This is a genomic window from Labrys sp. WJW, assembly GCF_001676615.1.
In the GTDB taxonomy this organism is placed as follows: domain Bacteria; phylum Pseudomonadota; class Alphaproteobacteria; order Rhizobiales; family Labraceae; genus Labrys; species Labrys sedimenti.
On record NZ_LYXZ01000055.1, the window covers coordinates 1 to 24,218 of the forward strand.

Sequence of the window (24,218 nt, forward strand, 5' to 3'; positions counted from 1 at the left end):
TTTGCCTTCCTGAGGATAATCGGTCTTCCGTCCCACGCCGCACCGCCAATCATAGCAGATGCGATAGGTGAGAAGTTACAAGGATAGAGGTGAGGGGCAGCACTACCTCGGAAAACTCAGGTGCATCCGTGATCCCCAAGCTCAATGCTTCAGCAGCACGTCGAAGCGGGGATTGATCTCGTCGAAGATCGGCAGCGAGGCGGCGCCGAGCACGACGGTATGATGGCCCACCGAGCCGGCCATCAGGCGGGGCAGGCTGCGGCCGCTGCGCGAACCCACCGACATCGGCAACGGCATGGCCTTTTCGATCAGGCTGGCTAGCACGCCGGCCGGGACCAGTCCGCCGAGCAGGATGGTTTCAGGATCCAGGGTCGATTCGAGGATGTTGACGGCGCCGGCCAGATACGGAGCGGCGTCCGCCACCCAGCGCTCGACGGGGGCTGATAGCGCGCCGTCCGGTTCAGAGAAGACTGAAGCGCCAGGCTGATCGGCGAGGAACTCCTTCTTGGCGAGGAACTCCTGGGCGGCGCTGAGCGAGAGATAGCGTTCCAGGCAGCCGCGATTGCCGCAGGGACAGGGCTTGCCGTTGGGCACAACGATCATGTGGCCGATCTCGCCGGCATTGAGCGAGGCGCCGCGCCAGGGCTGCCCACCGAGGAAGACGCCGGCGCCGAGCCCCTCGTCCAGGAAGAGAAAGACGAAACTGTCGATCGCCCGGGCGACGCCGTGCAGCCGCTCGCCGATCGCCGCCGCCATGGCGTCGTTCTCGATCTGCACGGGCTGTTCGAGCGCTTCGGCGATATGCTGCCTGGCATCGGGATCGTCCCATCCGGGCAGGGTGGTCGGACCGGCGGTGGTGATGGCGCCGACCCCGAAGCGCACGGGCAGGGCAACCCCGGCGCCGAGCAGGCGCGAGGCGGGGATGCCTGCTTCCTCGATCAGTTCGTCGGCGAGCTGCCGCAAGGCGGGCGCCGCGCTGTGGGGCGAGGGGCGCTGGGCGGGGATCTCGCGGATGGCGACAGGCTTGCCGGTGAGGTCGACGAGGGCCGCAATGATGGCGCTGTGGTCGACATGGAAGCCGAGCGACCAGGCCCCCTCGGGATTGATGGCATAGGGTATGGAAGGCTGGCCCCGCCCTTCGCGCTTGGGCTCGCCGGCCAGGACGAAGCCGGCCTGCTCCAGTTCCTCGACGATGTTGGAGATCGTCTGGTTGGTGAGGGCGGTCTCACGGGCGATCTCGGCCCGCGAGACCGGTCCCAGCCGGCGGATCGTGTCGAGCACGACGCGCCGGTTGTGGGAGCGGGTGAATTCGAGATTGGTCCCCGCAACGCTTCGGCTTGGTTGGGGTGTCCTGTCCGCCTCGCGCCTCGCCATGTCACCCACCCGGTTCACCATTCCACGGGCAACTATGGCAGCATGTTTACATTCAAACAAATTGAGTTAATAATTTTCGGGGCCGCAGAAAACGATCGAGAGCCATCGAGAACTCTCCGCGCCCTTGAACCATGCAGGGCGGCCATGAGCCGCCGATCGAATTGCAAGCGGGAGATGATTGCAATGTCTGGAATTCACAAGTCTGTGCTGGCCGGGCTGGCGATGACGGCCCTGGCGGGATTGTCGCCGGCCTCGGCCGAGACGCTCAATGCCCTGTTCATGGCGCAGGCTGCCTATAGCGACGCCGACGTCAAGGCGATGACGGCAGCCTTCGAGAAGGACAACCCCGGCGTCACCGTCAATGCCGAATTCGTGCCCTATGAAGCCCTCTACGACAAGATCGTGGCTTCCAAGGCCGCCGGCGGCGCCGGCTATGACGTGGTGCTCTACGACGTGATCTGGCCGGCGGCGTTCGCGCGGGACGGCGTGCTGGTCGACGTCACCGATCGATTGAAGGATCTCGATCGCTCCAAGGTGTTCGACGGGGCCTGGGCCACCGTGAACTATGACGGCAAGACCTATGGCATGCCGTGGATCCTCGACACCAAATATCTGTTCTACAACACCGAGATCCTCGAAAAGGCCGGCATCAAGGAGCCGCCCAAGACCTGGGATGAACTGGCCAAGGACGCCAAGATCATCAAGGACAAGGGCCTGGTGCAATATCCCATCGTCTGGAGCTGGTCGCAGGCCGAGGCGGTCATCTGTGATTACGTGACCCTGACGGCGGCCTATGGCGGCAAGTTCTTCGACGGGGACAAGCCGGTCTTCGACAAGGGCGGTTCGCTCGACGCCGTCACCTACATGGCTGACAGCCTCAAGAACGGCCTCTCCAACCCCAATTCCAAGGAATATCTGGAAGAGGACGTCCGCAAGGTGTTCTCGGCGGGCGACGCGGCCTTCGCGCTCAACTGGACCTATATGTATGCCAAGGCCAACGATCCGGCGGAAAGCAAGGTGGTGGGCAAGGTCGGCGTGGTGCCGGCGCCCGGCGTCGAGGGCAAGAGCACGGCTTCGGGTGTGAACGGCTCGATGGCGCTCGGCATCACGGCCGGTTCGACCAAGCCGGATCTGGCCTGGAAATATATCGCCTACCTCACCTCCAAGCCGGTGCAGGACCAGTATGCCAAGCTCAGCCTGCCGATCTGGAAGGCGTCCTACACCGATCCGGCCGTCACCAAGGGCCAGGAGAGCCTGGTCAAGGCCGCCGACGTCTCCATCGGCCTGATGACGCCGCGGCCGACGGTCGCCTCCTACCAGGAGCTCTCGACCATCCTGCAGGCGCAGATCCAGAACGCACTGGCCGGCAAGGCTTCGCCCGCCGATGCCCTGGCGGAGGCTGCCCAGAAAGCCGCGCGTATCCGGTAAGGGATTGGTGGGCGCCGAGCTTTGTCATGCCCGGGCTTGACCCGGGCATCCAGACTTCGCCTCGAACGAGGAGCTGGATTGCCGGGTCAGTCCCGGCAATGACAAAAGTTGCGCTCGTCTCGGTGCCCAAGCGCCAAATACCGACTTAGGGAGGCGGATACGCCCTCCCGTCTTGCTGGAAGGAATCTGCCCGATGATGAGCGGCCGTGTCGGCATGCCCTCACCATGGCTTCTGCTCGGCCCGATGCTGGTCATCGTGTTCGCGGCGGTCGGCTATCCCGTGCTGATGACCCTGTGGCTGGCCTTCACCGACACCCGCCTGACGGCGGGGCCGGGGGCGGCGCATTTCATCGGGCTGGAAAATTTCGCCTATGCCCTGAGCGATTCCGAATTCCTCGCCGCGGCGGGGCGGACGATCTATTTCACCGTGGTCTCGATCAGCGCCGAGGCTTTGCTCGGCATCGCGGTCGCGCTGCTGCTGAACGAGAAATTTCGCGGCCGCACCTTCTGTCGGGCGCTGCTGGTGCTGCCCTGGGCCGTGCCCACCATCGTCAATGCCCTGATGTGGCGCCTGATCTACCAGCCCGACTTCGGCGTGCTCAATGCGGTGCTGACCCAGAGCGGGCTGATGGAGAGCTATCGCAGCTGGCTCGGCAGCGAAGGCAGCGCCATGAATGCGGTGATCCTGGCCGATGTCTGGAAGAACTATCCGCTGGTGGCGCTGATCGTGCTGGCCGCGCTGCAGTCGGCGCCGCTGGAACTCTATGGCGCGGCCACGCTCGACGGTGCCAATGCCTGGCAGCGCTTCAAGGCAGTGACCTGGCCGGTGATCGCGCCGCCTCTGCTGGTGGCGCTGGTGCTGCGCTCGATCGAGGCGCTGAAAGTCTTCGACATCTTCTATGTGATGACCCGGGGCGGGCCGGCGAGCTCGACCAAGACCATGAGCTTCTTCGTCTATGAGGAATCCTTCCGCTTCATGCGGGTGGGATCGGGTGCCTCCTATGCCCTCATCGTGGTGCTGATCTGCATGGTCTTCGTCGGCTTCTATGTCCGGCTGATGCGCAGGCAGGAGGCTTGATCGTGCAACGTAGCGCTGTAGCAACCTTCTTCCTGTATTGCGGCGTCGCCCTGTTCCTGGTGGTGACGCTGGCGCCGGTGGCCTGGCTCGGCGTGATGAGCATCTCGCTGCCAGCGGATCTCACCGCCAAGCCCCTGTCGCTCATCCCGCATCATCTCGATTTCAGCCGCTACGCCCGGCTGCTGACCTTCGAGGCCAACAGCCCGGGCGAGGCCTTCCTGATGGCGCTGCGCAACAGCCTCGTCAGTTCGCTCGGTGCGACGGTACTGTCGCTGTTGGTGGCGGTGCCGGCGGGCTGGGCCTTTTCGCGCTACCGCAATCGCGGCGTCTCGGTGGTGCTCTACTCCATCCTTGCCACCTATATGACGCCGGCCGTGGCGCTGATCCTGCCGCTCTATTTCCTCTTGTCGATGCTCGGGCTGCTCAACAATGTATTCGGCCTGATCATCGTCTATTGCTCGATCCTGACTCCCTTCACCGCCTGGTTCATCAAATCCTCCTTCGATGCGGTGCCCGGCGAGCTCGAGAGCGCGGCGGCGATCGACGGCGCCTCGACGCTGCAGACCCTGTGGTGGGTCACGCTGCCCTATGCCCGGGCCGGCGTCGCCACCGCCGCCCTGTTCGCCATCCTGCTGGCCTGGGACGAATTCTTCTACGCCCTGCTCTTCACCTCCAACCAGAACGCCAAGACCCTCACCGTCACCATCGCCGATTTCGCCGCCGGCCGCGCCACCGATTTCGGCCTGGTCTCGGCCGCGGGCCTGCTGACGGCGCTGCCGCCGGTTCTGATCGCCTTCATCCTGCAAAAGTCACTGGTTGCCGGGCTCACCGCCGGCAGCGTCAAGGGTTGATATCATGAGTACAATCGTGCCGGGCACGGGCCTGGCGATGATCGAGGCCGAGATGGCCCGCCAGCATGCCGACGCACTGGCCTCCTTTCACGGCGCCGGGCCGCTGGCGGCGCGGCTGGCGGACAGCATCCGCCGCACGGGACGGCTGACGCTTGCCGCCATGGGCGGCTCGCATTGGGTCAACCGGGCGGCGGCGGTGCTCTATCGCCGGCTCGGCATCGAGGTCGAGACCGAAGTGGTCTCCGAGCTTCTGATCACGCCCCAGCCCGACCGCGAGCGCACGGTGCTGCTGGTGTCGCAATCCGGCAATTCCGGTGAGATCGTCGCCTTTCTCGAACGGCCAGCCGGGCGGCAGGAACGTTTCGGGCTCACCCTCGACGCCGACAGCGCGCTCGGTCGCGGCGTGCCGGCCCTCGTCGGTGTCGGCGGATCGGAAAAGGCCTTCGCCGCCACCCGCAGCCTCCTGGTCAGCCACGCGCTGCACCTGGCAGTGCTTGCCGCACTGGGCCTGCCGGCGCAAAGGGCGCTCGGCATGCTCGACGCGCCCGTCCGGCCCGATCTCGGCGCGGCGCTGTCGGCTCTGAGCGCCAGCACCTCCCTCATCCTCAGCGGCCGGGCCGAGCTGCAGGGCGTGGCCGAATCCGGCGCGCTCTGCGTGATGGAACTCGCCCGCCTGCCGGCCCTGGCGCTGGAAGGCGGCCAACTGCGGCATGGGCCGATGGAGATGTTGTCGCCGATGAGCGGTATCGTGCTGCTGCGCGCCGCCGGCCCTTCGGCCAGCCTCGCCCCCGGGCTTGCGGCGGCCTGCCGCGCGGCCGGATCGCCGGTGGTGGTGTTCGACCTGTCCGGCGAGGCCGATATCGCCGATGCCGTCACTATCCGCCTGCCGCGCGAGGAGGGCATGGCGGCCATCTTCGCGCTGCTGCCGGCGCTGCAGGCCTTCCTGGTGACCTTCGCGGCCGGCCGGGTCAGCCAAGTCGGCGAGCCCCTGCGCTCGACCAAGGTGACGACGGAGCTATGAGGGAACCGCTGTTTCTGATCGGCAACGTCAATGTCGATCTCGTGATGGGCCCGCAGGCGCCCTGGCCGCAACCGGGCACGGAAGTGATCGTGCCCGAGAGCGAATTCCGCGTCGGCGGCGCCGCCGGCAACACGGCCCTGGCCCTCGATGCCCTCGGTGTCGACTACAGGCTGATCACCAGCCGCGGCAACGACATGCTTGGCCGCTGGCTGGCCGAGCCTTTCGGGGCGCGGGCCGAAGGCTGGACGGTGGCCGAGGGGGCGACCACGGTTTCGGTCGGCATCGGCCATCCCGACGGGGACCGCACCTTTTTTACCACCACCGGCCATCTGCATGCCTTCGGGCTCGAGGACGTGCTGGCGCAGCTCGACGAGGCAGGGCAGGGATGCGTGGCCCTGCTGGTCGGTCCTTTCGTAATACCGGCCCTGCTCGCGGATTATGAGGAGCTGATCGCCATCCTGCGCCGCCGGAACTATCGCATCGCCCTCGATACGGGCTGGCCGGATGGTGGCTGGACGGATGGGGTGTGTGCGCGGGTGAACGCCTGGATCGGCCATTGCGAGCATGTCCTGATCAACGACATCGAGGCCAAAGGGCTCACCGGCGCCGAAACCGTCGAAGCGGCCGCCGATAGGATAAGGCCTCTGATGCCCGCCGGTGCCAGTCTGGTGATCAAATGCGGGCCCAAAGGCGCCCTCGCCTGGCGCGGCGACGAACATGTGGCTGTCGAAGCGCCGCCGGTGAAGGTCGTCGATACGATCGGAGCCGGCGACACCTTCTCGGCCGGCTATTTCGCCAGCCTGGCTGGGAGAGACGACCTCGGGCGGGCGGTGGCGAACGGCGTGGCGGTCGCCTCGCTGGCCGTCTCGACGCGGCCGCGGCGGTATCGGTGAGGGCGGTGCCACCACCCCTCATCCGGCTGTCGCCACCCAAGGCACTTCCTCTGGAAGTGCCTGGTCCCGCAAGGGGAGAAGGGGTTTTAGTCGGTTAGGTCAAGTTCAACGGCTCGGCCTCGAGTACCGCGTCCCGAGCCATACAAATTCCCTTCTCCCCTTGCGGGTATCGTCAACTCTCTTGAGTTGACGAGAGGTCCCGGTCGGGGGATGAGGGGTGACTTCTCACTCCTCACACATAACCCCGGCGCTTCACCTCGGCCCAGCTGTCGTCGAGCGTCTTCTTGGCGGCGGCGATCAGGGCGTCGACTTCCTCATGGCTGATCACCAGCGGCGGGGCGATGATCAGCGTGTCGCGGGTGGCGCGCATCACGAGGCCGTGCTGGAAGGAGAAGTCGCGGGCGATCAGGCCGACCGTGCCCGTCTCCACCGGCCAGGAGGCGCGGGTCTTCTTGTTCGGCGTCAGTTCGAGAGCGCCGATCAGGCCGATCATGCGCGCTTCGCCGACCATGGGATGGTCGCCCAGCGCCAGCCACTGCTTCTGCATATAGGGGCCGATATCGTCCTTGACGCGCTCGATGATCTTCTCTTCGCGCAGGATCTTGATGTTGGCGATGGCCGCCGCGGCGCAGGCCGGATGGCCCGAATAGGTGTAGCCGTGGTTGAAGTCGCCGGCATTGGCGATCACCTCGGCCACCTTCTCCGTCACCATCACGCCGCCGATCGGCAGATAGCCGGAGGAGATGCCCTTGGCCATGGCCATGATGTCGGGCTCGAAGCCGAAATATTCGCTGCCGAACCACTCGCCGGTGCGACCAAAGCCGCAGATCACCTCGTCCGAGACCAAAAGGATGTCGCGCTCGCGGCAGATGCGCTGGATTTCCGGCCAGTAGGTGGCGGGCGGGATCACCACGGCGCCGGCACCCTGGATCGGTTCGGCGATGAAGGCGGCGATATTGTCGGCGCCGAGCTCGTCGATGGTGCGCTCGAGTTCACGCGCCGCCCACAGGCCGAATTCCTCCGGGCTGCGGTCGCCGCCCTCGGCATACCAATAGGGCTGGGCGATATGGACGATGCCGGGAATCGGCAGGCCGCCCTGGGCGTGCATCGGCGTCATGCCGCCGAGCGAGGCGCCGCCAATGGTCGAGCCGTGATAGCCGTTCTTGCGGGCGATGATGGTCGATTTGCCCGGCTTGTCCTGGGCCGCCCAGTAATGGCGCACCATGCGGATGATGGTGTCGTTGGATTCCGAGCCCGAGCCGGTGAAGAACACCCGGCTGAACTGCGGCGGCGTCACCTCCGCCAGCAGGCGCGACAGCTCGATGGCCGGCAAATGGGTGGTCTTGAAGAAGGTGTTGTAGAAGGGCAGTTCGCGCATCTGCTGCGCCACGACGTCGACGATTTCCTCGCGGCCATAGCCGATATTGACGTTCCACAGACCCGACATGCCGTCGATGATCTGGTTGCCTTCCGAATCCCACAGATGCACGCCCTTGGCCTTGACGATGACGCGCGCGCCCTCGGCATTCAGGCCCTTGGTGTCGGTGAAGGGATGCAAATGATGCGCGGCATCGATCGCACGCAGTTCCGCTGTGGTGAGATTGGTCTGGTGCAAGGTCATGATGCGTGCTTTCCCGAAAAATGTGATCCCAATTTTGTGATCACAAATTGCGGAAGTCAAGGGGAGATACGCCATCATGGGGCATGGGGGGCGGACGGGACGTCCGCGGTCCCAGCCGCGCCGTTTCCCGCGTGACGCTGACAAGGTTCGCGTCGGAACCTCGAAGGCTGGGACCGCGGACGTCCCGTCCGCTCTATCGTCCCACCGACCGGCACGCCCAAAAAGAAAACCGCTCTACGTCCCCGCCAGGACGATCTCCGCCTCATGCTCGACCGGAAAATTCACCGAGCGGGCGATGAAGCACATCTCATGCGCCTTCTCGTGCAGGTCATGGGCCTTCTGGAGGTCCGAGCCGGCGGCGACCACGATATGCGGGCGCAAGGTGACCTTCTCGAACTGGCCGGCGCCGCCGGCCACCTCGACCATCACGCCTTCGGCCTCATCCTCGTAGGAGAGCACGTTGACGCCCATCTGCGAGCACAGGCCGAGATACCAGAGCTTGTGGCAGGCCGAGAGCGAGGCGACCAAGAGGTCCTCGGGGTTCCAGCGCGTGGCGTCGCCACGAAAGCTCGGATCGGACGACCCCTCGATGACGGGCTTGCCTTCGGCCAGGATCTGGTGGGCGCGGCTATAGCCCCGATAGGTCGAGGTGCCCTCGCCCTCATTGCCCGTCCAGACGACCGTGACCTTGTAGCGGTGTTCGCGCCCAGCCATGCCTTCCTCCTGATATCGTTGCGTGGCGGGAGGATGCCCTCTTGTCGTGCTGTTTCGCAAGGTACCCGAACCTGCGTCAATCGCCTGGGCCGGCCGGCCGCAGCGAACCGGCCAGGAAATCGACCACGGCGCGCACGGCAGGCAATTGCCCGCGCCGATGGGTCGTCAGCACCGTAGTGGTGACCTCGCCCGCCTGCCAGTCCGGCAGCACGGGCACGACGGAGCCATCGGCGACGGCTGCCGCGCTGATCGAGCGGGGCAGGGCGGTGATGCCGAGGCCGGCCTTGGCCGCTTCGAGCAAGGCGATGGATTCGTCGGCGAAGAAGCGGGCGCGAGGAGCGACTTCGACCCTGCGGCCGCCCGCCGTCAACTGCCATGTCGGGGCCCTTGGCTTGGTGAGGAGGCCGTCATGGCCGGCGAGGCCTTCCGGCATGGGCGGTGTTCCCGCGGCGGCGAGATAGGCGGGCGCCGCCACCAGGCCGATCGCTTCCCGGTGAATGGGACGGGCCATCAGGTCGGAATCGGGGAGCGGTCCGAAATGGCTCCGGAGCGCGATGTCGAAGCCTTCCTGGATGAGGTCGACGAAACGGTCGGTGACATGGAGCTGGACCTGCAGCTTGGGTAGCGCGGCGGCAAGCCTGGGCAGTTGGGCGGCGAGGTGGAATTGCGCGGTGGGAACCGAAGCGGTGATGCGGACGATGCCGCTCGGCTCGGCCCGCCGGGCCAGCACGGCGCTTTCGGCCGCCTCGACCTCGATCATCGCCGCCCGGGCATGTTCGAACACCTCGCGGCCGGCGTCCGTCAGCACGAAGCTGCGGGAGGTACGGTTCAGGAGGCGGGCGCCGAGCCGCGCCTCCAACTCGGCCACGCGCTTGCTCACCGTCGATTTGGGGATGCCGAGCTGCCGGGCCGCAGCGGCAAAGCCGGCATGCTCGACAGCCTGGGCAAAGAGGATGAAGTCGTTGAGGTTCGACATTCAAAGTCTCCAAATATGGACTTTAGATCCATGAATGGCAGTCTACAGCTCCAAAGTCCATGCCGGCATATTGTCATCATCAACCCACCAGGAGATATGACAATGAAACCGATCCTTTTCGCCGGCCATCCCGCCGGCAGTTCCCTCGGCCTCGTCGCCGCCTTCGAATGGCTCGGCAAGCCCTATCGCCTCACTCGTGTTCACATGCCCGACGACATGCTCACCGAGGCCTATACCAGGGTGAACGGCCGCCAGGAAACGCCAGTGCTGATCCGAGAGGACGGCAGCGTGCTGACCGAGACGATGGCGATCGCCCGCTGGCTCGAACTGCGCGACGACGAGCGCCGCATCAGCTTCGAGCCGGGCAGCGCCGAAGCGCATCGCATGCACCAGTTCATCGGCTTCCTGAACACCGGCTTCACCGGCGCCTTCACGCCGCTCTGGGTGGCGCTGGAAATGCAGGATGGCAGCGAGGATTACAGGCAGGCGCTGCGAACCTTCGGTCGCGGCCTGGTTGCCCACCGCCATCGTCAGCTCGAGGCGATGATCGGCGGTGCGCCCTATCTGATCGGTGACCGGCCGAGCCTGGCCGATGCGGTCTTTGTCGGCGTGGCGCGCTGGGCCGAGTTCCATCAGGCGGTAGATCTCACGCCCTTCCCGAAGATCCAGGCGCTGAAGGCCAGGCTGGAGGCCGATCCGGCCGTGTGCTTCGCCGATGCGATAGAGGACGGCGTCCCCGCCGCCGGCAGCGGGGCCATGCGCGGCCTGCTGCCGCTGGAGGAGGTGTTGGGTGAGATAGGCGCCAGGCTCGCGGCTTGAGGCGCTCGTTTCTGGGATAGCCGGCATCCTTGCCGGCTCTTGGCAACACCTCGCTTGCCGGAAGAAAGAGCCGGCAGGGGCGACGGCGATTCCAGGGGTCCCTCACATCGCCCGTGTGCCGTTCTTGTGGTAGCGGGCCAGCACGGCGCGCAGGCGCGCCTCGGCTTCCGCATGGGGCGGCAGGCCGAAGCGCAGCCAGCGCGGATTGGCGGAGAAACGGCGCACCCAGATGCCGGCCTGGCCGAGCTGGCGGAACAGGGCCGGAGCATGCGCGGTCTGCAGCAGGCGATAGAGATCGGTGCCGCCGATCACTGCGCCGGCCTTGGTCAGATCCTCGTCGAGATTCTGGCGCGCCGTGCGCAGCGAGGTGCGCGTGCCGTTCTGCCAGAGGATGTCGGCGAGCGCGGCGCGGCCGATGGCGATGGCCTCGCCCGAAACCGCCCAGGCACCCATGGCCTGGCGCAATTTGCCGGTCAGTGAAGGCTCGGCCAGCACGAAGCCGAGCCGGATGCCGGCCAGGCCGAAGAATTTGCCGAAGGAGCGCAGCATCACCAGGCCTTGCGTGCCGGCCATGGGGGCCAGGCTCACCTGCGGCATCACATCGGCAAAGGCCTCGTCGACGATGAGGGCGCCGCCCCTGGCATATTTCTCGGCGGCGAGCGCCAGCAACTCCTCGCGGCCGAAGAAATTGCCGTCGGGATTGTTCGGATTGACGACGACGGCGATCTCCGAGCCGGCCAGTTCCTCGAAGCGGCGGGCCTCCCGCACGTGATGGCCGCCGAGCGCCCAGCTGCGGGCATGTTCGGCATAGGTCGGGCCCAGCACGCTCACCGTGCCGGCCGCAAACAGATGCGGCAGCCACTGGATGGCGGCCTGCGTACCCGGCGTCGCAACGACGCAGGCATCGAAGGGCACACCGTAGCACTGCGCCGCCACGGCCTCCAGTTCGCGTGCTTCGTCGGGAGAGGGCAGGGCAGCCCAGGATTCGGCCGGAATCGCCGGAATGGGATAGGGCCAGGGGTTGATGCCGGTGGAAAGATCGATCCAGTGCCCGGAGGCCTGCGGGAAGAGGCGTTGTGCCTCGCCGAGATTGCCGCCATGCTCCACTGCGCTCATTCGCCTGCCACTCTTGTCTTGACGCCTGAAACCGGCGCGACCAATGTCGCGCCAAATTTATTCATTGGAGGGTATGGCCATGGTGGACGCTGCGATCAAGCTTCATGACGCCAGCGAAGCGATCAAAAAGGCGAGCGACGCCTTCGACTGGTCGGATCCGCTCGATCTCGAATCGCTGCTCACGGAGGAGGAGCGGCTGGTCCGCGACACCGCGCGCGACTATGCGCAGGACAGGCTGATGCCGCGCGTGCTCCAGGCTTATCGCGACGAGGATTTCGATCGCGCAATCATGTCGGAGATGGGCGAACTGGGCCTGCTTGGCGCCACGATTCCGGAAACCTATGGCGGCGCCGGCCTCGGCCATGTCGCCTATGGCCTGGTCGCCCGCGAGGTGGAACGGGTTGATTCGGGCTATCGCTCGGCCATGTCGGTGCAATCCTCGCTGGTGATGCACCCGATCCATGCCTATGGCAGCGAGGAGCAGCGCAAGAAGTACCTGCCCAAGCTCGCCCGCGGCGAACTCGTCGGTTGCTTCGGCCTCACCGAGCCTGACGCCGGCTCCGATCCCGGCTCGATGAAGACCCGCGCGGTCAAGGTCGCCGGCGGCTACCAGCTCAACGGCACCAAGATGTGGATCACCAATTCGCCGATCGCCGACATCGCAGTTGTCTGGGCCAAGCTGGACGACGTGATCCGCGGCTTCATCGTCGAGCGCGGCACCAAGGGCTTCTCTACGCCCAAGATCGAGGGCAAGCTCTCGCTGCGCGCCTCGATCACCGGCGAGATCGTGCTCGAGGACGCCGTGGTGCCGGAAGAAAACCTGCTGCCCAACGCCAAGGGCCTGTCCGGCCCGTTCGGCTGCCTCAACAAGGCGCGCTACGGCATCGCCTGGGGCGCCATGGGTGCGGCCGAGTTCTGCTGGCATCGTGCCCGCCAATACACGCTCGACCGCAAGCAGTTCGGCCGGCCGCTGGCGGCGACGCAGCTCGTGCAGAAGAAGCTTGCCGACATGCAGACCGAGATCGCCCTCGGCCTGCTCGGGGCGCTGCAGCTCGGGCGCCTGCTCGACGCCCACACCGCCGCTCCGCCGGCGATCAGCCTGATGAAGCGCAACAATTGCGGCAAGGCCCTCGACATCGCCCGCGTCGCCCGCGATATGCATGGCGGCAACGGCATCGCCGACGAGTTCCACGTGCTGCGCGTGGCGCAGAACCTGGAGACGGTGAACACCTATGAGGGCACGCATGACGTGCACGCCCTCATCCTCGGCCGCGCCCAGACCGGCATCCAGGCCTTCTTCTGAGGATGAGCGTTCGGCGTTCTTGATATAGCGAAAAGAGCGCAATCCTTGTCATGCCCGGGCTTGTCCCGGGCATCCAGCATGCCGGCGGGTGCTGGGTTGCCGGGTCAAGCCCGGCAATGACAAAGGTGGAGTCAGTTCGCCTGTTGATTTGCTGCCCCCGCGGGGACTATCGAAACGCCTCACCCCGGTTTTCTGCGAAACATCTTCCAATTTAATACCGCTTGGCCTCGCCTGCCGGGCGCGCTCTTATGCGCGCAACCAAGACCAGCTTCGAGGAAACCTCATGCGCCTGTGGCTCAAGGATCCACTTGCCGTCCTCGCCGAGGGCGCCGAGCGCGGCATCGTCGTCGAGGGCAGCCATATCGTCGAGCTGGTACCGGCCGGGCGCGAGCCGGTCTCGCCCGTCGACAAGGTCTTCGATGCGTCCAGGCATGTCGTGCTGCCCGGCCTGGTCAACACCCATCATCATTTCTACCAGACGCTCACCCGCGCCCATCCCGATGCCTGCGACCAGCCGCTGTTTCCCTGGCTGAAAACGCTCTATCCGATCTGGTCGCGCCTCGATCCCGACAGCTTCCGCCTGTCGGTGCGCCTCGCGCTGGTGGAGCTCCTGATGTCCGGCTGCACCACGGCGGCCGACCATCATTATGTCTTCCCGAAGGGCCTGGAAAACGCCGTCGACATCGAGGTCGAGGAGGCCCGCAAGCTCGGCATCCGCATGACGGTGTCGCGCGGCTCGATGAACCTGTCGCAGAAGGATGGCGGCTTGCCGCCCGATTCCGTCGTGCAGGACGAGGACACCATCCTGTCCGATTGCGAGCGCGTGGCGAGCGCCTATCACGACACCCGTCCGGGGGCGATGACGCAAATCGCCTTCTCGCCCTGTTCGCCCTTCTCGGTGACCAAGGAGCTGATGCGCAAGACGGCCGACCTCGCCGAGCGCTTCGACTGCCGCCTGCATACCCATCTGGCCGAAACCCATGACGAGGACGATTTCTGCCTCGCCACCTACAGGTGCCGGCCGATCGAACTCCTCGATGAGGTGGGCTGGATGTCGCCGCGCACCTGGCTCGCCCACGGCATCCATTTCAGCGCCGACGATTGCACCACGCTCGGCCGCCACGGCGTCGGCGTCTGCCATTGCCCGACCTCCAACGCCGTGCTCGCCTCCGGTTTCTGCCATACCGGCCTTCTGGAAAAGGCCGGCGCGCCTGTCGGCCTCGGCGTCGACGGCTCGGCCTCCAACGATTCGTCGAACCTGATGGAAGGCGTGCGCCACGCCTTGATGATCAACCGCCTCTCCCATGGGGCCGAGGCCGTCTCCTGGCGCGACTGCCTGCGCTGGGCCAGCGAGGGCTCGGCCCGTTGCCTCGGCCGCGACGACATCGGCGCCATCCGGCCCGGCCTGGAGGCCGATCTGGCGCTCTACACCCTCGACGAACTGCGCTTTTCCGGCGCGCATCATCCCATCGCCGCTTTGGTCCATTGCGGCGCCCATCGCGCCGACCGCGTGATGGTGGCCGGCCAATGGCGCGTTGAGGACGGCCTGCCCGTGGGTGTGGACCTCGGCGCCCTGCGCGAGGCCCATGGCAAGGTGGCCGCGAAGTTTCTTTGATCTCCGGGAAACGCCGCGGCTGGGACCGCGGACGTCCCGTCCGCTCTTGGAAACACCGAGGCTGCAGGATGGGAAGATGCGGACGAGACGTCCGCGGTCCCAGCCGCGGTGCCTTCTCAACCTCGCGATGCGCTTGAAAAGCGCCGGTCTTCTGCCTCGACGCATAGGTTCGCCTTCACCGGGTTCTGCTCGATGTAGAAGCGGACGGCTTCGAAATGCCGTTCCGATCGGATCTTGCGATCGTAATATTCTTCGAACCATACTTTGCCGGTTCGGCCGAGCTGCTGGTTGATCGCCTTGGCCGTGAACGACTTCCAGCTATGCACGATGCTTGAAAGGGAGCTGCTGACCACAGGTGTGCTGAGAACATGCACATGTGTGGGCATGATGACCCAAGCATGCTGCCGATAGCGCTCGCCGTCGAAGAACAACAGAGCGTTTTCGACAAGTGCAGCGATCTCTGCTCGTGCCAGCACCGCTTCCCCATGGCCAGCATCAAGAGCTCGCTCGATCAGTTTGCGCTCCTCGTCGGGCCATTGCTCTTTTGGAAGATGAGACAATTCTGCTTGCCACTGCATGCGCAGCTTGACGGGAAGGGAGGCTGCAAGCCGGAATGTAACCGCCTGCGGTTCTTCGCCAGCTTCCCAATGCGGGACATAGCCGCGTGAGTGCCATTCCGCCGTCGGCTTCAGGGGCGAGGAAGGCGTCTCGTCCGGCATGATGCCATCCTTGAGGGGCGTTGCGGCTGGGCCCGCGGACATCCCGTCCGCCTCCTTCCTATCTCGTTCACGCAAAGCTTCCAAGATGCGGACGAGACGTCCGAGGTCCCAGCCGCAGTGTTTCCTTTGCCTCGACCTGGGCATGCCGTTCTGCTATCGGCAGGCCATGCCCGATCTCCACGCCCCCCTCCGTCTCCGCCCCGATCCGAACGGCACGCCGGTCGAATACAGATGGATCCCCTTCGACCGTGCCGATCCGCGCTGGAACGAGCCGCTGGTCGACCTGGCGGCGGAAGGGCTGCTCACCGAGGCCTGGTATGCCCGGACCGACGGCGGCAATGCGCCTTATTTCATGCCGATCGCGGGTGCAGTGAAGACGGTGGCGGCCCGCGCCAGCGTGGCGCGCCTGGTGCGCGAGGTCGATGCCGCTGTCTCCGGCCTCGGCCTGCGGCTCAAGGTGCTCGACGCCTACAGGCCGATCGAGACCCAGGCCGGCCTGTGGACCTTCTTCGAAAAGCAGGTGGCGGCCGAGCGTCCTGAGCTTTCCGCGGCCGAGCAGGAGGGAATCGTCCGTACCTTCGTCTCCGATCCACGCCGCTTCGACCGCGAGGACGAAACGACCTGGCCGATCCATTCCACCGGAGGCTCGGTCGATGTCGTGCTGGTGGACGCGTCCACCGGTACCATGCTCGATCACGGTGCCGGCTTCGACGAGGCCCATGAGCGCTCCTATACCGATCACTATGAGCGCCTGTTGCAGCGGGGCGAAATCGCTGCCGACGATACGCGCCTGGTCAATCGCCGCATCCTGGTCAATGCGATGGTTAACGTGGGCTTTACCAACTACGCGTACGAATTCTGGCACTTCGACTATGGAACGCAGGCCCATATCCTGACCCTGCAGGATGAAGGACAGGCCGGCGCCCCCAAAGCTGCGTGGTACGGAACCACGGACCTGCCGGAAGGACTATGCTGACCCATTCGACTTTCACTGCCAAGGGTGCCTCCCATGCCATCGTCTCGCTGGGCAAGCCTCTCGAGGCCGGGGCTCCGCACGTCATCTGGGCCCATGGCTGGGGCCAGGATCACCGGGCTTTCCAGGCCCTGGCCGGATCGCTGGAGCGGGCCGCGCATCACACGCTGATCGATTTTCCCGGTTTCGGCCAGAGCCCGGCGCCGCCGGAGACCGGCCATGGCGGCATCTGGGATACGGCCGACTATGCCGATGCGGTGGCCGAATGGCTTGCGACCCTGCCGCGCGGCAAACGCATCTGGGTCGGGCATTCCTTCGGCGGGCGTGTCGGCCTGCGCCTGGCGGCCCGCCATCCCGATATCCTGGACGGCATGGTGCTGGTGGGCTCGCATGGCCTCAAGCCCATCCGCAGCCTGATGACCCGGTTGAAGATCTTTCTGCGCGTGCGTACCTTCAAGGCGCTCAAGCTTCTCGAAAAGCTCGGCGTCGACGTCTCTGCCCGCAAGGCCAAGTTCGGCTCCGCCGATTACCGCAATGCCGGTGCGATGCGCCCTGTTTTCGTCAAGGTGATCGGCGAGGACCAGAGCGAGGCGATCAAGGCCATCCGCATTCCCGTCCGTATCATCTGCGGGGCGCTCGACGACCAGGCTCCGCCGGAGATGAGCGAACGCATGGGCCGGCTCATCCCGGGTGCCAGCGTCAGCATCCTGCCGGGCCTCGACCACTACACCGTTCTGTCCGATGGCGGCCCCCAGATCGCCCATACGGTTGCCAAGCTGCTGGAGGCTTGATGCTCGAAACGCTCGCCCCCGTGCTGAACTCGCCCTATCTCGCCGCCGCTTTGGTGCTGGTGGCCTTCGTCCCCTTCGCCTGGAAGCGCTTCCTGACCTATCTGCATATCTTCCAGCAGGAGGAATATGACGGCAGGCGCTTCCTGCACTGGCTCTTCTACAATGTGGTCGTCGACACCAAGGCGAGCCTTGCCATCGTCCTCCTGTCGGTGATGGCCAAGCTCTACCCCTCGCCGGTGCTGGTGCTTGCGCTGTTCATCGCGGTGATCCTGCTGGTCGTGGCACGGCGGGAGCGCGATCCGCGCCAGACGGGCAAGAAGAAGCTGGCGATGACGCAGCGCGCCACCCGCATCCTGCGCGTCGCCTTCGCCCTGGTGCTGGTGATCGGCCTCGTCGGGGTCGGCTTCGGCGTGGCGCCGGTCTGGGTCGTGCTCCTGATCCAGCTGATCCCCTTCGCCCTGGTCGCGGCGGTGATGATCCTGCAGCCCGGTGAGAACCGCATCCAGCAGGGCTTCTGGAACGAGGCGCATGAAAAGCTCAAGCGCCTGTCGCCGGTGATCGTCGGCGTCACCGGCTCCTACGGCAAGACGTCGACCAAGCACATTCTCGGCCATCTGCTCGAGAGCGCCGGGTCGGCGCTGATCACACCCGGCTCGGTCAACACGCCGATGGGCATCGCCCGCATCGTGCGCGAGCGCCTGGAGCCCTATCACCGCCATTTCGTGGTGGAGATGGGTGCCTATGGGCCAGGCTCGATCGAGCGCCTCTGTCGTCTCGCCCCGCCCGACATCGCGGTGGTGACGGCAGTCGGCGCTGCCCATTACGAGCGCTTCAAGTCGCTCGATACCGTGGCCAAGACCAAGTTCGAGCTGCCGACCGCGGCGATCGCCCGCAACGGCAAGGCGATCATCAACGATGCCGTGCTCGCCTTCAAGGACGCCAAGGATTTCACCGACGCGCACCGCGCCTCGATGGTGCTGGTCGGCAATGGCGAGGGTAGCGAGGCCCGCATCAACGAGGTCATCCAGGAAAAGGACGGACTGAAGGTTTCGCTGACCTATCTGGGCAAGGACTACCGGCTCTCCGCCCCACTCTACGGCCTGCACCACGGCAGCAACATGGCGATTGCCTTCGTCACCGCGCTGGCCATGGACATCGACGCCGAGACGGCCGAGATCGCCATGCGCTCGACGCCGCAAATCAGCCATCGCCTCGAGGTCAAGCGCCAGGCCGACGGCACGGTCATCGTCGACGATGCCTATAATTCCAATCCCGCGGGCTTTGCCTCGGCCCTGGAGATCCTGCCCTTGCTGGTTTCCGGCGAGGGCCGGCGCATCCTGGTGACACCGGGCATGGTCGAACTCGGCGCCGCCCATGCCGAGGAGCATCGCAAGATCGGCGCCAAGGCCGGCGATACCGTCGACATCCTTTTGGCCGTGGCGCCTGACCGTATCCGCGACCTCATCAACGCCTATAAGGCGGCGAAACCCGATGGGCAGGTGGTGGAATGCGCCAGCTTTACCGCGGCGCAGACGTGGATGGGCACCAATCTCAAGGCTGGGGACGTCGTGCTGCTCGAGAACGACCTGCCTGACCTCTATGAGCGCCAGTTGCGGCTGTGACCGGCAATCGCAAAGATACGATTGGAGACCGCAGAGCCTTCATCGCCGCCAATACGCGCCCGCTGCCTGTGCCGCATGCGCCGGAGATCAGCCTCTATCTTGCCGACGAGGTCACGCCGCTCTGGCTGAAGACCGAGGAGGAGCTCGGCGAAATGGGGCTGCCGCCGCCCTTCTGGGCCTTTGCCTGGGCCGGCGGCCAGGCCCTGGCGCGCTATATCCTCGACCATCCGGAGCATGTCGCCGGCCGCCGCGTGCTCGATTTCGCCTCGGGTTCCGGCCTGGTGGCGATCGCGGCGATGAAGGCGGGGGCGGCGCAGGCCCTCGCTGCCGATATCGACGAATTCGCCGTGGAAGCCATCCGGCTCAATGCCGATCTCAACGGCGTGGCGATCGAGCCTTCGGGCGAGAACGTCCTCGGCCGCCATGATTGTCCCGCCGACATCGTCCTGGCGGGCGACATCTTCTACGATCGCGAAATCTCGGCCGAAGTGCTGACGTGGCTCAAGGGTTGGCGTGAACGGGGAGCCACCATCCTGGTGGGCGATCCCGGCCGGACCTATCTGCCCAGGGACGAACTCAGCCTGCTGGCGACCTATCAGGTGCCGGTTTCGCGCGATCTCGAGGACCTGGAGATCAAGAAGACCAGCGTATGGACGCTGAAGGGGTGAGCCGATTGAGGGACGGATCAGTCGCCGGGAAACAATATTTTCTCGTAATCCCGCGCCCCGTGGAGCGCGTGTAAGATTTCCACGTTATCGATGCTGATTCTATAGAAAATCAGATAGTTTCCGTAAGGGCGGCGGCGAATACCTTCTTCTTCTCTATTTGGTATGAGCGGATAAGCTTTCGGCATCGCGCCGAGTTTCAAGCATCGTTCATACAGTTCATTCAAGAAGCTGTCAGCTCGTGTCGGATTGTCATTGGCAATTGTCCGCCCGATCGCCAGCATGTCGCTCCATGCCTGTTCGGTGACGACGACCTTCATTTAGTCGAGCTGGCGCCGGGAAGCTTCAATTCCTTGCGCAATTTCCGGAAAGCCTCATCCAGCGGCATGGTTCGGCCAGCTTCGGCATCTGCGATGCCGCGAGCCAGCGCCATGTCCAACGCCTTCAGCTTCTGTTCCTGATCCCGCTGCTTGAGGTAGCTCTCGCGGATCAGTGAGCGTACGTATTCGCTACTGGAGGCAAAAGCCCCTCGGCGCACTTCTTCGCGTACGAACTGCTCAAGCTCGTCGGTCAATGTCAGCGTCATCTGTCCAGCCGGTTTCATCGTGGTTTCCCATTTGGATGATGCAACAGTGTATCACACTGTTTTTCACTTCATCAACGCTAGAGCAAAGTGCGTTCAAGCGTGAACGCCCATTTGCTCTAACTCCTTGTTTCGACGCGTCTTTGCGATTCTTGGTGACGCCGTCAAATCGCAAAACGCTATAGCAAGAAGGGAGTGGGTGCGGTCGCTTGGGGCGGTTCCCGGAAGCGGGCTATGACAATCCCGCGAGCTTCAGCGGGGGCGCCAAAGTGCTGCGTGGCACCTCCTTCAGGAAGAGCAGTGCGTCGAACGTATCCTTGAAGGAGGGGCGGCCCAGCTCCAGGGGCGACAGCGGCGCGGCCATGGCCGTCCAGTTCTTGATCGCCTCCAGATGGCGAGGACGTATCTGCTCGCCGCTATTGGCGACGGATGGGTAATCCTTGATGTAGCGGGGATCGCGAGGCACCGCGTTGCATTTGAGGCCGTCCGCGCGCAGGCCGTTGGCATCGCAAATGTCCAGATATTCGTCGCGCAGATCGATCATATGGGCGAATTCGTGGATGGCGGGCCGCTGCTTGTAGGGATGGCCGTCCTTTTGCCGGGTGATCGGGGCGAGGTCGTTGCTGGAGAGCGTCGTGTGCCCGATGGTGGTGCCATGGGCCCGCTTGACCTGGCTGGAATAGAACTGGCCCTGTGGAACCTTCACCACGTCGATCAGCCAATGATCACCCGGATCGAAGCTGAACAGCCCCTGGGCGAAATGGAACTCGAGCCCGACGATGCGGCCGCTCGGCGTGGTGGTCAGGGATTTGACATTGAATTTCTTCTGGATGTCGGCCTGCCACCGCCGGGCGAAGGCAATCGCCTCCGAGCGATCCGGCCAGCCTTCCTTGCCCTCGGAGGAGAAGCGGAAATAGAGCTTCATGAAAGCGATCGTGCGCGGCCCGCCGAGGGTTTCGACGAAATAGATGTCGTAGAGCGGCCCGGCAACGCCGACGGACCACATCTGCGCATAGCCGGCGAGGCTGGGGGGCAAGGCCGTCTTGGAAATGGCCTTGATCTGGTCGGCGAGGATCCCGGGCACCACTGTCGGCATGCGGCTCTTTCCGTTCGGCCGCCGGACCTTTCGAGCCGGCGGCAATCTCAGGTCCTCAACGATACGACAATTGACGGTTGCGCCGATATTCTTCCCGGTGCCCCGGGTCATCGCTCGCCCGAGACCCCGCTGCACCGTCAGGGCCCAGGCACGCCCGCCCGGATGAGCGCGGAGAAGTCGGGACTGTCCCCGGCCGCCTTGGCGCGTGCGTCGATGCGGCCGCGCTGGCGCAGTTCGCTCAGCGGCACCCGCTGGTCCAGGGCGCCGATGTCGTAGAGATAATCGGGCAGATAGCCGCTGACGAGCACGCGCCAATCCAGTGGCAGGCCGGGGTCGAGCTTGCGGGCGAGGTGGAAGGGCACCGTGGTGCAGTTGGTGGTGGCCGTGTTGTAGAAACGCGGCTTGACGACGAGGTCGTTGGCCTCCGAGAGCAGATAGAGGAACAGTTCCTTGGCCTCGGCCCGGCCGGTGCGCAGCCGGAAGAGCTGCACGTCCTCGCCCCTGACATTGGAGCGCACGCGGATGACATCGCGCTCGTCGGCCGCGATGACGATGAGCTCATCATTCTTGAAGAAGCCGGAGATCGCCGAATAGACCTCGCTTTTCCGGCGCCTGACCTCCACCGAGAAGACGAGGTGGCGCCCGTCGGCAAAGCCGAAGCCCAGCATGGTATGGGCGATGGCGGGCCCGGCCCAGGTGGAGGTGAAGAGGTCGACGCCGGTGATGGTGTCGAGATCGTAGCTGCGATCGTCCCAGCGCGGCGTGAAGTCGTTGTCCGAGCGCCACTCGAAATCACGCACATTGGTCAGCCTCGCCGTGGACCCTTCCATCGTGGCGGTAAACTGGCGGCTTACGTCATCAGCCCAATCGCCCTTGCCGGTCGGCTGGATGGTGGCCCACCACACCAGCAGGGCGGCGAAGGCAGCGACGAAAGGCAAAGCGAGCCGCCAGCGTGCCGCGAGGAGGCCGGCCAAAGCCAGGAAGGCGAGGATGAGCCACAGGGCCGGTGCGGCATAGCGGCCAAACTCGCCGAGAGGCAGGCGATACCACAGCGCCAGCGTGCCCCACAGCGTCGCGAGCGCCGCCGCCAGCACCAGGACGAGGCGGCCGGCGATGCTGAGAAGCCTTGCGATCATCGGCGCTTTCTCATCCCAGCTTCAGCTGCCCGCGCGCGATCTCGAACAGCATCACGCCGGTCGCCACCGCCAGATTGAGCGAATCGGCCTGGCCTCGCATCGGGATCTTGACGAGATGGCTGCAGGCTGCCGCCAGATCGTCGGGCAGGCCCTGCTGCTCGTTGCCCATCAGGAGGAGGCAGGGGCTGCCGGCATAGGTAACCTCGCGATAGTCATGTGTGCCGGACAGATGGGTGCCGACCACCAGGCCGTCGAAACTTCTGCGCCAGGCGAGGAAGGCCTGCGGCGTCGCCGTCGCCAGGCGGACGTTGAAGATCGAGCCCATGGTGGCCCTGACGGCCTCGATGCCGAAGGGATCGGTGGTGTCGCCGATCAGCACGATACCCTCGGCGCCGACCGCGTCGGCGGTACGGATGATGGTGCCGAGATTGCCGGGATCGCGGACCCGGTCGAGCCCGATCCAGATCTGATCGCGCGCGATCTTGACGCTGTCGATCTTCTCCAGGCGCTGCTCGAAGACGCCGATCACCGTCTGCGGATTGTCGCGACGCGACAGCTTTTCCAGGATTTCGCCGGTGACCTCGAGCACCTCGCCGCCGGCCTGCCGGGTGGCGTTGATGGCGCGGGCGAGCATCGGTTTTTCTTCACCCGAGCGATGCACCAGGATACGGATCGGCCAGCCGGCCTCGATGGCATCGGCCACCAGCTTCAGCCCTTCGGCGATGAAGAGGCCGGCCTCCTGGCGGACCTTGCGCATCTCGAGCGCGCGGATGTCCTTGATCAGCGGATTGGTCAGGCTGGTCACGACACGGGAGACGGGCGCAGCAGGCGCTGCCGGGCGGGGACGTTGAAAGCGGGGCTTCATGCGGCGCCTCCGCCGGCGCTCCAGCGCGAATAGAGCGAGGTGGAGAGCAGGCGCCCCGAGCCTTCCTCGGAGACGACGAGCTCGCCGGAGGTGATGTCGCCGCCGAGTTCGCCGAACACTTCGCGGGTGAGCTCGTGCACCGCCACGAAGGAGGCGCGGATGGCATAGGCGGTGACGATCACGAAGGCCGGCTTGTCGGTGAGCACGGCCCGGCAGAGGTCGAGCATCTTGGGCAGGTCGCGGAAGAGGTCCCAGACCTCGCCGCCGGGGCCGCGGCCATATTTGGGCGGGTCGAGCAGTACGATGTCGTATTGGGAGCCGCGGCGCTGTTCCCGCGCGGTGAACTTCATCGCGTCGTCGACGATCCAACGGATCGGCGCGTCGGCGAGGCCGGCCAGGGCCTGGTTCTCGCGCGCGAAGCCGATCGATTTCTTCGAGGCGTCGACATGGGTGACCTGGGCGCCGTGCTTGGCCGCGAGCAGGGAGGCGACGCCGGTATAGCCGAACAGATTGAGCACCCGTGCCGGCCGCTTCAGGGCCTTCAACGCGTCGATCATGTAGTCCCAATGCGGGGCCTGCTCGGGAAAGAAGCCGAGATGGCGGAAGGGCGTGAAGCGGCCGTGGAAGGCGACGCCGCGATAGGAGACCGGGAAGGTCTCGACCGGCCTGCCGGCGAACTTCCAGCGCCCGTCGGAGCCCTCGTCCTCGGCATTCATGCCCAGGAAGACGGCATCGGCCTTGTCCCAGGCCTCGGGCTTCAAGCGCAGGCCCATGGCCTGCGGCTCGGGACGGTCGACGAGGAGCTTGCCGAAGCGTTCGAGCTTGCGGCCTTCGCCGCAATCGACCAGGCGATAATCGGCGAAGCCGGGGGTCACCAGCAATTGCGGCAGGGTCTGGGAAGCGGAATTTCGTGGGTCGGGCATGCGCGGACCAAACAGGAGTTTGTCGCGCGCGGCAAG

At 65.5% G+C, this 24,218-nt stretch carries 24 protein-coding genes; 12 read left to right on the top strand and 12 right to left on the bottom strand.

What is annotated here, in order from left to right:
* Positions 1 to 141: 141 nt before the first annotated feature.
* The gene (locus BA190_RS27920) at positions 142 to 1,374 is read right to left on the bottom strand and encodes an ROK family transcriptional regulator (protein WP_068295757.1); all 1,233 of its coding nucleotides are present in this window, start codon (positions 1,372 to 1,374) and stop codon (positions 142 to 144) included.
* 183 nt (positions 1,375 to 1,557) lie between these two features.
* Between BA190_RS27920 and BA190_RS27925 the strand changes: the two genes are divergently transcribed.
* The 5 genes from BA190_RS27925 (at position 1,558) to BA190_RS27945 (ending at position 6,645) form a co-directional block, all read left to right on the top strand.
* Positions 1,558 to 2,802: an extracellular solute-binding protein gene (locus tag BA190_RS27925; RefSeq protein WP_068295759.1), complete on the top strand. Its 1,245-nt coding sequence runs from the start codon at positions 1,558 to 1,560 to the stop codon at positions 2,800 to 2,802.
* A gap of 196 nt (positions 2,803 to 2,998) precedes the next feature.
* Positions 2,999 to 3,880, top strand: a complete 882-nt coding sequence (locus BA190_RS27930; protein ID WP_371260420.1) for a carbohydrate ABC transporter permease — start codon at positions 2,999 to 3,001, stop codon at positions 3,878 to 3,880.
* Positions 3,880 to 4,731, top strand: coding sequence for a carbohydrate ABC transporter permease (locus tag BA190_RS27935; protein ID WP_068295829.1), 852 nt, complete (start codon positions 3,880 to 3,882; stop codon positions 4,729 to 4,731). Before BA190_RS27930 ends, BA190_RS27935 begins: the two co-directional genes overlap by 1 nt.
* A gap of 4 nt (positions 4,732 to 4,735) precedes the next feature.
* Positions 4,736 to 5,752, top strand: coding sequence for an SIS domain-containing protein (locus tag BA190_RS27940; protein ID WP_068295763.1), 1,017 nt, complete (start codon positions 4,736 to 4,738; stop codon positions 5,750 to 5,752).
* Positions 5,749 to 6,645 carry a carbohydrate kinase family protein gene (locus BA190_RS27945; protein WP_068295767.1) on the top strand — a complete coding sequence of 299 codons (897 nt, stop codon included), beginning with the start codon at positions 5,749 to 5,751 and terminating at the stop codon, positions 6,643 to 6,645. The genes BA190_RS27940 and BA190_RS27945 overlap by 4 nt, the downstream gene beginning before the upstream one ends.
* Before the next feature lie 232 nt (positions 6,646 to 6,877).
* Here BA190_RS27945 and BA190_RS27950 read toward each other — a convergent pair whose 3' ends face one another.
* The 3 genes from BA190_RS27950 to BA190_RS27960 form a co-directional block, all read right to left on the bottom strand.
* Positions 6,878 to 8,266, bottom strand: a complete 1,389-nt coding sequence (locus BA190_RS27950) for an aspartate aminotransferase family protein (RefSeq protein WP_068295769.1) — start codon at positions 8,264 to 8,266, stop codon at positions 6,878 to 6,880.
* Positions 8,267 to 8,500: 234 nt separating this feature from the next.
* Entirely contained in the window at positions 8,501 to 8,980 is a 480-nt protein-coding gene (locus tag BA190_RS27955) for an OsmC family protein (protein ID WP_068295771.1), read from the bottom strand.
* A 76-nt stretch (positions 8,981 to 9,056) separates the two neighbouring features.
* Complete coding sequence (locus tag BA190_RS27960; protein ID WP_068295773.1) at positions 9,057 to 9,956, bottom strand: LysR substrate-binding domain-containing protein; 900 nt, start codon at positions 9,954 to 9,956, stop codon at positions 9,057 to 9,059.
* Between the two features lie 102 nt (positions 9,957 to 10,058).
* Between BA190_RS27960 and BA190_RS27965 the strand changes: the two genes are divergently transcribed.
* Positions 10,059 to 10,775 carry a glutathione S-transferase family protein gene (locus BA190_RS27965; protein WP_068295778.1) on the top strand — a complete coding sequence of 239 codons (717 nt, stop codon included), beginning with the start codon at positions 10,059 to 10,061 and terminating at the stop codon, positions 10,773 to 10,775.
* Between the two features lie 102 nt (positions 10,776 to 10,877).
* Here the strand turns inward: BA190_RS27965 and cobD are convergent, their stop codons facing one another.
* Entirely contained in the window at positions 10,878 to 11,891 is a 1,014-nt protein-coding gene (gene cobD, locus BA190_RS27970) for a threonine-phosphate decarboxylase CobD (protein ID WP_068295780.1), read from the bottom strand.
* Between the two features lie 79 nt (positions 11,892 to 11,970).
* Between cobD and BA190_RS27975 the strand changes: the two genes are divergently transcribed.
* Both BA190_RS27975 and BA190_RS27980 read left to right on the top strand, forming a co-directional pair.
* On the top strand, positions 11,971 to 13,194 hold the full coding sequence (locus tag BA190_RS27975; protein WP_082980084.1) for an acyl-CoA dehydrogenase: 1,224 nt from the start codon (positions 11,971 to 11,973) through the stop codon (positions 13,192 to 13,194).
* A 283-nt stretch (positions 13,195 to 13,477) separates the two neighbouring features.
* A complete protein-coding gene (locus BA190_RS27980) occupies positions 13,478 to 14,809 on the top strand; it encodes an 8-oxoguanine deaminase (RefSeq protein WP_068295782.1) in 1,332 nt (443 codons plus the stop codon).
* A gap of 116 nt (positions 14,810 to 14,925) precedes the next feature.
* Here the strand turns inward: BA190_RS27980 and BA190_RS27985 are convergent, their stop codons facing one another.
* On the bottom strand, positions 14,926 to 15,528 hold the full coding sequence (locus tag BA190_RS27985; RefSeq protein ID WP_068295831.1) for a transposase: 603 nt from the start codon (positions 15,526 to 15,528) through the stop codon (positions 14,926 to 14,928).
* 142 nt (positions 15,529 to 15,670) lie between these two features.
* Here BA190_RS27985 and BA190_RS27990 point away from each other — a divergent pair, with 142 nt between their 5' ends.
* From BA190_RS27990 to BA190_RS28005, 4 genes are read left to right on the top strand one after another with little or no spacing between them, the layout of a single operon-like run.
* Positions 15,671 to 16,504, top strand: a complete 834-nt coding sequence (locus BA190_RS27990; protein ID WP_068295786.1) for a M15 family metallopeptidase — start codon at positions 15,671 to 15,673, stop codon at positions 16,502 to 16,504.
* Positions 16,498 to 17,292: an alpha/beta fold hydrolase gene (locus tag BA190_RS27995; RefSeq protein WP_068295788.1), complete on the top strand. Its 795-nt coding sequence runs from the start codon at positions 16,498 to 16,500 to the stop codon at positions 17,290 to 17,292. The genes BA190_RS27990 and BA190_RS27995 overlap by 7 nt, the downstream gene beginning before the upstream one ends.
* Entirely contained in the window at positions 17,292 to 18,914 is a 1,623-nt protein-coding gene (locus BA190_RS28000) for a Mur ligase family protein (protein WP_068295790.1), read from the top strand. Before BA190_RS27995 ends, BA190_RS28000 begins: the two co-directional genes overlap by 1 nt.
* Complete coding sequence (locus BA190_RS28005; RefSeq protein ID WP_068295792.1) at positions 18,911 to 19,582, top strand: methyltransferase; 672 nt, start codon at positions 18,911 to 18,913, stop codon at positions 19,580 to 19,582. The genes BA190_RS28000 and BA190_RS28005 overlap by 4 nt, the downstream gene beginning before the upstream one ends.
* 17 nt (positions 19,583 to 19,599) lie before the next feature.
* On the opposite strand, the gene BA190_RS28010 is transcribed toward BA190_RS28005, so the two are convergent.
* The 6 genes from BA190_RS28010 to BA190_RS28035 form a co-directional block, all read right to left on the bottom strand.
* The gene (locus BA190_RS28010; RefSeq protein WP_068295794.1) at positions 19,600 to 19,899 is read right to left on the bottom strand and encodes a type II toxin-antitoxin system RelE/ParE family toxin; all 300 of its coding nucleotides are present in this window, start codon (positions 19,897 to 19,899) and stop codon (positions 19,600 to 19,602) included.
* Positions 19,896 to 20,183, bottom strand: coding sequence for a type II toxin-antitoxin system ParD family antitoxin (locus BA190_RS28015; RefSeq protein WP_068295796.1), 288 nt, complete (start codon positions 20,181 to 20,183; stop codon positions 19,896 to 19,898). Before BA190_RS28015 ends, BA190_RS28010 begins: the two co-directional genes overlap by 4 nt.
* A 211-nt stretch (positions 20,184 to 20,394) precedes the next feature.
* Positions 20,395 to 21,258: a hypothetical protein gene (locus BA190_RS28020; RefSeq protein WP_068295798.1), complete on the bottom strand. Its 864-nt coding sequence runs from the start codon at positions 21,256 to 21,258 to the stop codon at positions 20,395 to 20,397.
* Positions 21,259 to 21,395: 137 nt separating this feature from the next.
* Complete coding sequence (locus BA190_RS28025) at positions 21,396 to 22,394, bottom strand: DUF4105 domain-containing protein (RefSeq protein WP_068295799.1); 999 nt, start codon at positions 22,392 to 22,394, stop codon at positions 21,396 to 21,398.
* 10 nt (positions 22,395 to 22,404) lie between these two features.
* Entirely contained in the window at positions 22,405 to 23,259 is an 855-nt protein-coding gene (locus BA190_RS28030) for an RNA methyltransferase (protein ID WP_068295800.1), read from the bottom strand.
* On the bottom strand, positions 23,256 to 24,182 hold the full coding sequence (locus tag BA190_RS28035) for a class I SAM-dependent methyltransferase (RefSeq protein ID WP_082980080.1): 927 nt from the start codon (positions 24,180 to 24,182) through the stop codon (positions 23,256 to 23,258). Before BA190_RS28035 ends, BA190_RS28030 begins: the two co-directional genes overlap by 4 nt.
* Positions 24,183 to 24,218 lie beyond the last annotated feature (36 nt).